This window comes from Methanoculleus sp. UBA413 (assembly GCF_002502935.1).
Lineage (GTDB): Archaea > Halobacteriota > Methanomicrobia > Methanomicrobiales > Methanoculleaceae > Methanoculleus > Methanoculleus bourgensis.
The window spans coordinates 7,348-10,440 of sequence record NZ_DAQR01000047.1 but is presented as its reverse complement, the minus strand read 5'-3'; the positions used below and the strand labels follow the sequence as shown (position 1 = coordinate 10,440).

General features: G+C 61.9%; 1 protein-coding gene and 1 pseudogene. One reads left to right on the top strand and one right to left on the bottom strand.

All coding sequences use genetic code 11. The features are described 5' to 3' along the window. Positions 1 to 1,445: phosphoglycerate dehydrogenase (gene serA / locus BP858_RS03625; RefSeq protein ID WP_286878867.1), on the bottom strand; the 1,445-nt coding region annotated here is incomplete at its 3' end. Positions 1,446 to 1,540: 95 nt separating this feature from the next. Between serA and ppsA the strand changes: the two are divergent. Then, a pseudogene (gene ppsA, locus BP858_RS03620) lies at positions 1,541 to 3,093 on the top strand (phosphoenolpyruvate synthase); the annotation flags it as partial.

Below are 3,093 nucleotides of genomic sequence, written 5' to 3'. Positions count from 1 at the left end.
GCGATGTTCACGTTCGCGCGGCCGAGGATCGTCGCCGCCTTGCCGATGACGCCCGGCTTGTCGATATGGCGGGAGATGACCACGTGGCCGGTCGGGGTCAGGTCGGTCATGTACCCGCCGATGTTTACGATCCGTGCCCGGTCCGGGGCGGAGACGTTGCCGCTCACCGACTCGGTCATCCGGTCGGTCGTTGCTCTGATAGTGATGAGATTGCGGAAACCGTGCGCCTCCTCGGTGGTGGTCTCGCTCACCCGGATGCCGCGCTCTTTTGCGACGAACTCCGCGTTCACGATGTTGACCGGCATCTGCAGGATCGGGTCCAGCAGCCCCTTTAAGATGACGCGGGTGACGAACTTCATGTTCGGCGCCTGTGCGATCTCGCCCCCGTAGGTGACGTCGATCGACTCAAGACGCCCCTCGATGAGCTGGATAAGCAGGCTTCCCATCTTCTGCGCAAGCAGCGCATAAGGCTCAATCAGCGCCTGCTGCTCTGCAGGAACCATTGGCGCGTTCACCACGTACTTCGCCGGGCCGCCCTCGAGCACACTGATACACTGGTTCGCAACCGAGATAGCGACGTTCTTCTGCGCCTCGACCGTGCTTGCCCCGAGGTGCGGGGTGACGATCACCTGGTCCAGGCCGAGGAGCGGGGAGTCGGTCGGCGGTTCGGACTCAAAGACGTCCACCGCAGCGCCGGCGACCTTGCCGCTTCTAATCCCGTCTGCGAGCGCCTTCTCATCGATGATTCCGCCGCGGGCGCAGTTAATCAACCGGACACCGTCCTTCATGGTGGCGATGCTTTTTGCGTTGATCATGTGGCGCGTCTCCTTGATCAGCGGTGTGTGGACCGTGATAACGTCCGACCGCCGGAAGAGGTCGTCGAGCGAGACCAGTTCAACACCGATCTTCGCAGCCCTCTCCTTGCTGATGAAGGGGTCGTAGGCGATGCACTTCATCTCCATCGCCCTTGCGCGCTTCGCAACCTCGTTACCGATACGCCCGAGCCCCACGATGCCGAGGGTCTTGTCATTGAGTTCGACCCCCATGAATTTAGAGCGCTTCCACTCACCCTTCTTGAGTGATGCGCTCGCCTGGGGGATGTTGCGCGCGAGCGAGAGCATCATCGCCATCGTGTGCTCTGTTGCCGCCAGGGTGTTTCCTTCGGGAGCATTGGCAACGATGATTCCCCTGCGCGTCGCCGCATCGATATTGATATTATCTACCCCGGCGCCGGCACGGCCGATGAACTTCAGCCTCGTTCCCGCATCGATGACACGCGCCGTCACCTCGGTGCCCGAACGCACCAGCAGGGCATCGTAGTCCCCGATAGTAGCAACGAGCTGGTCCTCGGCCAGCCCGGTATTGACATCCACGTCGCAGAATTCTTTCAGGATGTCAAGTCCTTCCTCTGCCAGCGGGTCGCTGACAAGCACTCTATATTTCACAGTTGAACCCATATCTGATTTGACATCATGTGTATTGATGCTTTTTCTTCCGAAATCTTTTATGGAATGGTGAGAAGTATATGTGTGGTGCGAGCATGAAGGAAATGCCCAACGTTCTGTGGCTCGAGGAAATAAAAAAGGAAGATATCATCTCCGTAGGTGGAAAGGGAGCATCTCTGGGCGAGATGACCTCCCTCGGCCTCCCTGTGCCGAAGGCGTTTGTGGTGACCGCCCAGGCGTTCCGCAGGTTCCTGGTTGAGACCGGGATCGAAGATACACTCTTTCGCAAACTGGAGCGCCTGGATGTTGATGATAATGGAGCCCTGGAATCAGTCTCCAGGGAAGTGCAGGATATCGTCCTGAGTGTCGGGATCCCTGACCAGATCAGGGAGGCTATCGTCGATGCGTATGCCCGGATGGGCGAAAACGGGGAGGTTGTCGCCGTCCGGTCGAGCGCTACCGCCGAAGACCTCCCCGAGGCCAGTTTCGCCGGACAACAGGAGACGTTCCTCAACGTCCTCGGCGACGATGACCTCCTTGACGCGGTCCAGCGGTGCTGGGCCTCGCTGTATGGTGCGCGGGCCATCTACTACCGGGCAAAGCAGGGGTTCGATGACCGTGGCGTGAATATCGCTGTCGTCGTGCAGGAGCTCATCCGGTCTGAGAAGTCAGGTGTCATGTTCACCTCTCACCCCGTCACCGGCGAGCCCCTGACGATCGTCGAGGGCTCCTGGGGGCTCGGCGAAGCCGTCGTCTCGGGCAGCGTCTCGCCTGACAACTACGTCTTTGACCTGCGCTCAGAGCGCGTGGTCGACCGCCTGATCGCCGAGAAGGAGATCATGATCGTGCCGGAGGGCGAGAACGGGACAAAGGTCGTCAAACTCACTCCCGAACAGCGCACCGCCCCGGTCCTCTCGGACGAGGAGGTGGCGCGCCTCGCAACGCTCGGAAAGATCGCGGAGGAGCACTACGGCGTCCCGCAGGATGTCGAGTGGGCGATCGTCGGCGACGAGATCTTCATTCTCCAGTCCCGCCCCATCACGACCATCAGGCGGCCGGAGATCCCCCGTGCCGGTGCAGAACCCGCACTGGAACCCGCGGCCGCGCTCGGCGTGGTGCTGCTGGAAGGCCAGGGCGCTTCTCCCGGGATAGCGAGCGGCCGGGTCGTGATCGTCCGGGACGTCAGGGACACGAGCACTATCAAGGATGGCGATATCCTGGTCACCAAGATGACCAACCCCGATATGGTGCCGGCGATGCGCCGGGTCAAGGCCATCGTAACCGACGAAGGTGGTATGACCTGCCATGCGGCCATCGTGAGCCGGGAGCTCGGGACGCCTGCAGTCGTCGGGACCAAGAAAGCGACGAAGATTCTGCAGGACGGGCAGGTCATCACCGTCGACGGGGAGAAGGGCACCATCTACGAAGGAGCGGTTGAGGCGCCGGCCCCGGCAGCGCCGGCAGCAGTCGCAGTAGCGGCGCCGGCCCCCGTGATCACCGGCACGCTCGTCAAGGTGAACGTCTCCCTCCCTGAGGCCGCAAAGCGGGCCGCCGCCACCGGAGCAGACGGCGTCGGCCTTCTGCGGATCGAGCACCTCATCCTCGGCCTGAACAAGACCCCGGGCTGGTATGTTGAGCACGGCGAGGA